We start from the raw sequence: 5,852 nt of genomic DNA on the forward strand, positions 1-5,852 counted from the left end.
TGGTATTTGAATCTGCGGTTATTTAAGTTGCAGGTTTTCTAAATAATGCATCAATACCGAACTGGCTGCCTGTTCAAGCGCGGGTGCATAGCTTTGATGATCCGCCCGCAAGGTGGGGATATTGATTTGGGCTTTGCGTAACTCACAGGTATGTCCAATTAGCCATTTCTCTAAACTTTCACTGGCTACTTCAGCATGGAATTGTAGTGCTAGAATATTCTGTCCTACCCGAAAGGCCTGATTTGGATAAAGATCAGAGCTGGCCAGCAATTCAGCCTGTTCAGGCAGATCAAAAGTATCGCCGTGCCAATGTAGCACTTCAATATTTTCCAAGGCTTGTAGTGGATTATTCTCAGCGACTGGAAGAGTAAGCTTAGACCAGCCAATTTCTTTGCTATGTCCTGCATAGACTTTAGCACCGAGTGCATGAGCAATGAGTTGAGTACCCAGACAAATACCTAAAGTGGGTAAATTCTTCTCTAAACGCACTTTAAGTAAGTCTATTTCTTGTTGTAAGAAAGGGTAGTCCACCGTTTCATAGACACCAATTGGACCCCCTAAAATAATTGTCAGACCTTTATATTCATACGCCTTTCGTAGGTCATCAATTCCGGCTTCAAAATAGCGAACACGTAATCCTAGCTGATAAAACACATCTTCCCAGGCACCTAGGTCTTCAAAAGCCAGATGTTGAATGGCATATACGGTATCAGGGAAGTGGTCAAGGTTCAGCATAGCAGTCAGGTCTAAATGGAAAATATTTATTTAACGTTATTCTGCAAAAAATTAGAAGTCTTTTTAATCCGGTGATTTAGCCTTAGGTAGGTGATTCATCCGAATCGGCAAGCCTATGTAAGACTATAACTCCGCTTTGTATCATTATGCAGCGATATTTTCCTTTTCTATAAAAAAGGCGTTAGAGTAGAAAGCAGTGGATAATCATAAGAGGCAGGATAAAAAATGCACAATATCTGCTTATATGTCGATAAAAAACGTATCAGTCCTTATGTCATGTCGGTTTATGTGGCTTTAAAAGAGAAAAGACTCAACTTTCAGGAAAAAATGATCGATCTGAATCTGCTGGAACAGCAATCTTTAGCTTATCGTAAAATTTGTCCGAGTGGCAAAGTCCCTTGCCTGATTATTGATGATTTTCATTTGTTTGAATCTTGGGCGATTACCGAATATCTGGAAGATGCTTTTCCGGCACCGGATTATCCTGCTTCATATCCTGCAGAGATGAAAGCCAGAGCAAAATGCCGCGCCGTTCAGGCTTTGATGAAAACTGATTTTTCCTCTATCCGGCAGGATATGCCTTCAACTTCGATCTTTGTTCCACCTAAAAGGCCTTTAATCGCATCGGCTGAAACCATGCAGGATATTCAGCGCTTACTGGCAATCACAGAAACTTTACTTGAAGAGCTATGGCTCACCGAACAATGGTCAATTGCAGACTTTGATCTAGCCTTTATGCTGCATCGTCTGCTTAGTCACGATGTTGAGCTTCCCGAAAAGATTCAGGCTTATATTCAGCGTAATTTTCAGCGATCTTCAGTGCAGTCCTGGATTTTGGAAAATGAAAAACTGCGTACTCATGCTGAGTTTTGATTCTATATCGGGTAGAGAGGTAAATTTAATAATTTAAGTACTAAGTTTGCTTAATGAATAGACATGGATATTTTAAAAGAGAGACACGTTATACAAAAAATTGCTTAAATATCAGCAGCGCAGGCGTAGTATAGAAAGTATAGGTAATAAGAAGTAGCTAAAACTTAGAATCAGATTCAAATGAAAAGGAGTATACGGTGGGTGGATCACATCATCATGATCATAGTCATGTAGAAGTTAGTGCGAAGAATGCTAAAAAACTGTCCATCGCCTTAGCTCTGACGACAGTCTTTTTAATTGTAGAAGTCATTGCCGGTTTTATGACTCAGAGTCTGGCCTTGCTTTCTGATGCGGCACATATGTTTACAGATGCAGCCGCACTGGCGATTGCTCTAGCTGCAATTAAGATCGGGCAAAAACCAGCAGATGATAAACGTACCTTTGGCTACCAGCGATTTGAAATTCTGGCAGCTTTGTTTAATGCGATTATGCTATTTCTGGTAGCGGTGTATATCCTGTTTGAAGCTTACCAGCGCCTAAGTCATCCCCCTGAAATTGAAAGTCTGGGCATGTTGATTGTCGCCATACTTGGACTGGTTATTAATCTGATTTCCATGAAAATTCTGGTTTCTAGCAGTCAGGAAAGCTTGAATATTAAAGGAGCTTATCTGGAAGTACTGAGTGATGCACTAGGTTCGGTGGGTGTCATTATTGGCGCAATCATCATCTATTTCAGTGGCTGGATGTGGATCGATACCGTGATTGCGGTCATGATCGGATTCTGGGTAATTCCACGGACATGGATTTTGTTGAAACAGAGCATCAATATTCTGCTAGAAGGGGTTCCTGATGAAATCGATATTGAAAAACTGCGCCATGACCTACTGGCGCTAGACGGTGTTGAAGATATTCATCAGCTAAAAGTCTGGGCGATTACTTCCAAGAAGGTAATGTTGACGGTGCATTTAGTTGCGCCAGACGTTGACTATAAAAAGTTGCATCAAGAGGCGTTTGAGATGTTGCATTATGAACATCATATCACCGAGATGACATTGCAAATTGAAGCAGAAGATTGTCCCCCAGAACAGCATCGGCAATCGGACCATTTACATGAACAGCATGAGCATAAGGAAAGCCATCAACATTAAGTTTGAGAAATTTTGCCATCACACTTAATGTATTTTTAAACTTCGATCTTTTAATTTTAGTCTTTCAATAATGACACAATTACATCTTTATAACTCGGTGGTGCTTTCACATAATCGCGCTCTCGCAACATCTGATGCATTTTGGGCAGATTTTGATGTGGAACAGAGGCCATTAAATGATGTTCAATATGATAATTTACATGAATCGGTGCAACGAAAGCACGCGCTAGCCAACCTGCACGAGTGGTACGGGTATTAGTCAATGCAGAATGGCTGGTTTCTAGACCAGCATGCTCAGCCATTGCCCGGATACGGATAAACAGTGGGAAAGGGGTAATATAAGCTAGGGGCCATAATAAATAAAGTTTCGGATGACCGCTGGCCCAAAGTGCGGAAAATAAGGCAGCATTGGAAATCAGCATGCCCGAGCTATTTTTTAACAGATTCTTTGCCAGTTCCAAGTTACTGCGATTACCACGAGGAATTGGTTTCGGATCATTGGAAACACTCCATTCCAGAAGTTCTAAATCCATCAAGACTCGGCCAGACAGAAATTTTAGGCCGGATTGACCATTTAGATCTCTAAAGAATTTTCTGAATAATGATTGTTTAGTAATTGGAAAGTTTTTGACCAGACCTAAATCTGGATCATCAGGTTGAGAGGTGCGGGCATGATGTTTCAAATGATAAGGACGATATTTACCGACCTCATTCCAGATCGGACGGGCGCATAGCCAGTCAGTGAAGTGTGTGTTTAGCCACTTGGTTTTAAACAAACTATGGTGTGAGGCGTCGTGCATCAAAATGGCCATAGCGAGTTGGCGACCCGCCAGAATGGCTAATGCCAAGGCACACATCAATATTTTTCCCCAGACTGGTAAATATTTCCAGCTATAAGCAATTGTGCCAAAGGTCAAAACAATCACAGCCCAAGTTGAACCCACTGCCAGAGCACCCTGTAAATCGGATGGGGTAGTCAGCTCTCTAATTTCTTCACGGCTAAATAGCTCTGTGACGCTCACTTTACTGTTCATTATTCTGCCTTGATCTAATTCTTGTATTTCTTATCACTATATTTGAATTAAAATATTACAGTCAATTTACTTTTGTGAGTATGTAGGAAATAAATTATACACCTTGTTGTTGAAAATATTGCTGCCATAACTGCTGGCCTTGCTCCTCCATACGCCGTACGGCCAGTTCAAACTTTTGTCGGGCTGGAGCATCTAGCCATTCTTCAGGCAATAGCGGATCTGCACGCAGACTAAATACAGCAGATTTTGCCAGATAAAAGGCGGTTTTAGCTGATTCAGCCAAGGATAACTGTTGATGGTTTTCAAACCATTGTTCAATTTCCTGGCTGATATTCAAATAAGTTTGATGCAGGCCATGAATATCCCAAAGTGCAGATACATGGGTGTGCTGATCGATCTCGCTGACCTGAAAAAATCGTGCGCCTTGATCCAGACCAAACTTGACGGCTGCTGATTTAAGCTCGTTCAAACCAAGTTGCAAATTGTCCGGGCGGATAAACACGTTCTGTTCCAGTTCCTGAAATCCATAATAACGCAGGGCTTTTTCCCGTTTAGATAAGGCCGTACGATCTACTCGCCCCAAAGCACCGGTATAAACCAGAATGTACTTACCATCCCAAGCCGTAGCGGTCTGCATATTGGGATGTTTGTTCAGGCTAATAAAAGAAGTATCAAATTTTTTTTCAATTAACTGATAAATGCCGCGTTCTACTGACTGAATGATCTGATCCTGATTAAGTCGTGCGACTGCAACCCGCAAGCTGTTGTCAGAGATTCCTAATAAATCTGCTGCACATAACATCTGTTTGATGCTAACAGTAGAGTTATGTGAGGCATAGAGCAGGTCTAGCACCAGATGTCGGGCATTCAGTTTATAAGTCATGAAACTAGATCGTGATTAGAAAATGAGAAATTGGAAACTTTTTGTACAATAGCATTTTGAATATGAAGAACCAAAGAGAAATACGACTAAAGTGTTTGTATATTCAGGCAATTAATTTTAATTAAAGACAACGTATATGGATAAAAATGACTAGATAAGGTGTTGGTTTTCTACTGAGGCACACTATTTCACAGTCAATAAGTTGGTCTAAGCAGCAAGTCAACGAAAAAGACATGAATCTGTTTTTTTTCTCTTTATTCTTGATTATTTTTAATCCCAGCTCCCTAGGGAACTGGGATTACCTAAAAAATTAAAGTGAAGTGTTAGTTATAACTGCTTCAAAATTGGGTATATGAACAAGAAAAAGATTTCTTATTCATACGAATTACCTTACATATTCGGGTAATTCGGACCACCGCCACCTTCCGGTGTTACCCAGGTGAACCGTACCGGGTTTGTCGGAGACTTTTTTATTTAAGTTAGGCCACCTGACCTAACGGGTTAATCTTATCATAGTACATTGCTTCAAACTCAAAAGGCGATAAATAACCCAGTGCACTTTGTACACGCTTTTTATTGAACCAATCTACCCAGTTGAATGTCGCAAGTTGTACATCTGCTAAACCTTGCCAATCTGCTTTTAAATATTCAATCACCTCTGTTTTGTATAAGCCATTCACCGTTTCAGCCAAAGCATTATCGTATGAATCACCAGTTGTACCGACTGATGCTCGTAAATTTGCAGCTTCTAAACGATTGGTATAGCGAATAGAAAGATATTGAACACCTCTATCAGAATGATGAATCACATTCTTTGGCATGCCTTGATCGTGTAATGCTTGCTCAAGTGCATCGAGCACCATATCTGTATTCATCCGTATAGATACTTTCCATCCAACAATTGCTCGTGAGAACACATCAATAATAAAGGCGATATAGCCCCAACCTGAATTGGTTTGAATATACGTGAAGTCATCGAACTTAGCACTGCTTCGCAAGGGTCAGGATGATCAGCATTAAAATTACGTTTCACTAAATCATCTGCTCTTTTTTGAACATCTAGGCTACGGGTGGTTTGTTTATTCTTACCACGCTAAACACCTTGTATACCTAGCTTTTTCATTAATCGAGCAACAGTACAGCGTGCAATAATATAGCCTTCACGTTTCAGTTTTTGCC

Annotated in this window: 5 protein-coding genes and 1 pseudogene; 2 read left to right on the forward strand and 4 right to left on the reverse strand. The window is 40.6% G+C overall.

From position 1 onward, the window contains the following. Positions 1 to 18: 18 nt before the first annotated feature. Complete coding sequence (locus tag B3143_RS02015) at positions 19 to 735, reverse strand: glutamine amidotransferase (protein ID WP_214001341.1); 717 nt, start codon at positions 733 to 735, stop codon at positions 19 to 21. 225 nt (positions 736 to 960) lie between these two features. On the opposite strand from B3143_RS02015, the gene yfcF reads away from it, so the two are divergent. Continuing rightward, entirely contained in the window at positions 961 to 1,608 is a 648-nt protein-coding gene (yfcF, locus tag B3143_RS02020) for a glutathione transferase (RefSeq protein ID WP_214001340.1), read from the forward strand. 197 nt (positions 1,609 to 1,805) lie between these two features. Further along, complete coding sequence (locus tag B3143_RS02025) at positions 1,806 to 2,756, forward strand: cation diffusion facilitator family transporter (RefSeq protein WP_214001339.1); 951 nt, start codon at positions 1,806 to 1,808, stop codon at positions 2,754 to 2,756. Positions 2,757 to 2,812: 56 nt separating this feature from the next. On the opposite strand, the gene B3143_RS02030 is transcribed toward B3143_RS02025, so the two are convergent. The 3 genes and pseudogenes from B3143_RS02030 to B3143_RS02040 form a co-directional block, all read right to left on the reverse strand. Beyond that, positions 2,813 to 3,790 carry a fatty acid desaturase family protein gene (locus B3143_RS02030; protein WP_214001338.1) on the reverse strand — a complete coding sequence of 326 codons (978 nt, stop codon included), beginning with the start codon at positions 3,788 to 3,790 and terminating at the stop codon, positions 2,813 to 2,815. Positions 3,791 to 3,884: 94 nt separating this feature from the next. Further along, entirely contained in the window at positions 3,885 to 4,673 is a 789-nt protein-coding gene (locus tag B3143_RS02035; protein WP_005235191.1) for a PaaX family transcriptional regulator C-terminal domain-containing protein, read from the reverse strand. A gap of 479 nt (positions 4,674 to 5,152) precedes the next feature. Further along, positions 5,153 to 5,852: pseudogene (locus B3143_RS02040) on the reverse strand (IS3 family transposase); the annotation flags it as partial.

Source organism: Acinetobacter sp. UBA1496 (assembly GCF_002324975.1).
Classification (GTDB): Bacteria; Pseudomonadota; Gammaproteobacteria; order Pseudomonadales; family Moraxellaceae; genus Acinetobacter; species Acinetobacter variabilis.

Excerpts from the sequence above, each read along its gene's own strand:
- B3143_RS02015 (WP_214001341.1), bottom strand. The coding sequence starts at position 735 with ATGCTGAACCTTGACCACTTCCCTGATACCGTATATGCCATTCAACAT.
- yfcF (WP_214001340.1), top strand. The coding sequence starts at position 961 with ATGCACAATATCTGCTTATATGTCGATAAAAAACGTATCAGTCCTTAT.
- B3143_RS02030 (WP_214001338.1), bottom strand. The coding sequence starts at position 3,790 with ATGAACAGTAAAGTGAGCGTCACAGAGCTATTTAGCCGTGAAGAAATT.
- B3143_RS02035 (WP_005235191.1), bottom strand. The coding sequence starts at position 4,673 with ATGACTTATAAACTGAATGCCCGACATCTGGTGCTAGACCTGCTCTAT.